Source organism: Streptomyces sp. NPDC102274 (genome assembly GCF_044766385.1).
Lineage (GTDB): Bacteria > Actinomycetota > Actinomycetes > Streptomycetales > Streptomycetaceae > Streptomyces.
Genome location: NZ_JBIWLW010000136.1, coordinates 1 through 1,820 on the forward strand (window position 1 = coordinate 1; position 1,820 = coordinate 1,820).

Below are 1,820 nucleotides of genomic sequence, written 5' to 3' on the forward strand. Positions count from 1 at the left end.
GCGAACACATCGCGCGACGACAGCTCCAGCCCTGCCTGCCTGGCCCGTGAGACCACCTGGATGCTCAGGATCGAGTCCCCGCCCAGGGAGAAGAAGTTGTCATGGATACCCACGCGGCCGACATCGAGAACGTCGGTCCAGATAGCGGTCAGGACGCGTTCGGTCTCGTTGCGCGGGGCCGCGTACTCGTCGACGGGCTCGTCCGACGGCGCGGGGAGGGCCTTGCGGTCCACCTTCCCGCTCGCGTTCACCGGCAGCGCGTCCAGCACCACGAACACCGACGGCACCATATAACCCGGCAGCGCAGCAGCGGCATACTCCCGCAACACCCCCGCCTCGACACCCGCACCACCCGGTCCCACCGGCACGACATACGCCACGATCCGCTTCACACCCGGACGGTCCTCACGGACCATCACCGACACCTGCCCCACCGACCCATGCCCGGCCAACACCGCCTCGACCTCACCCAACTCAATACGCAGACCACGCACCTTCACCTGATCATCGCCACGCCCCACATACTCCAACTGACCATCCACCCGCCACCGCACCACATCACCCGTGCGATACAACCGACCACCCGAACCAAACGGATCAGCCACAAACCGCTCCGCACTCAACCCCGCACGACCCACATACCCACGCGCCAACCCCGGCCCCGCCACATACAACTCACCCAGCACACCCACCGGCACCGGCCGCAGCCACCTGTCCAGCACCCACACCCGCGCGTCCGCAACCGGCACACCGATCGGCGGAACACCCACCCCCGACTCCAGCCCTCCACTCATCGACGCGGCGATCGTCACCTCCGTAGGACCATAGGCATTGATCATCGTCCGGCCCGCCGACCACCGCTCGACCAGCTCAGGGCCGCATGCCTCGCCACCCGTCACCAGCACCCGCAGATCGGGCAACTCACCGGCCGGCACACTGCCCAACACCGTCGGCGGCACCAACGAATGCGTAATCCGCTCCCCCACAAAAACATCCAGCAACTCACGCCCCGCCAACGGACGCCCACCCTCCGGAATCACCAACGTCCCACCACCACCCAAAGCCATCAACAACTCCATCACCGACGCATCAAAACCCGCCGACGCCAACTGCAACACCCGCGACGACGCGTCAAGCCCGAACCGCTCCACCATCGCCGCAGCAAAACCAGCCACACCCCGATGCGACACCACCACACCCTTCGGACGACCAGTCGAACCAGACGTATAGATCACATACGCCGCCGAATCCAACGACACCGGACCCACAGGAACACTCCCGGACACCGAAACACCCGAAAGAACCCCCCACATCTCCTCATCAATAACCAACTCAGCACCACAATCCGCCGTCACAAACTCCAAACGCTCCGCCGGCCACTCCGGATCCAACGGCACATACACACCACCCACCCGCACCACCGCCAACAAAGCCACCAACCACTCCACCGACCTCGGCAAACACACACCCACCCGCGACTCCACACCCACACCCCAACCAGCCAACACCCCCGCCAACCGCTCCACCCGCACACCCAACTCGCCATACGACAACGACACCCCACCACACACCACCGCCACCACACCCGCACCACCCACCACCCGCGACCCCACCAACCCCGGCAACGTCACCGGAACAACACCCGCACCCACCCCCGACACACCCCAACCACCAGCAACCAACTCCCACTCCCCACCCGACAACAACCCCACACCCGACAACGAACCACCCACACCACCCACCACCACACCCGCCAACTCAACCCAATGACGACACAACCGCTCCACCGACACCGCATCGAACAAATCCGTGCTGTACTC

General features: G+C 65.2%; 1 protein-coding gene. It reads right to left on the reverse strand.

What is annotated here, in order from left to right; genetic code table 11:
* Positions 1-1,805, reverse strand: a 1,805-nt coding sequence (locus ACIRQP_RS42390) for an amino acid adenylation domain-containing protein (RefSeq protein ID WP_403900821.1), incomplete at its 3' end; no start/stop codon positions are given.
* Between the last annotated feature and the right edge of the window lie 15 nt (positions 1,806-1,820).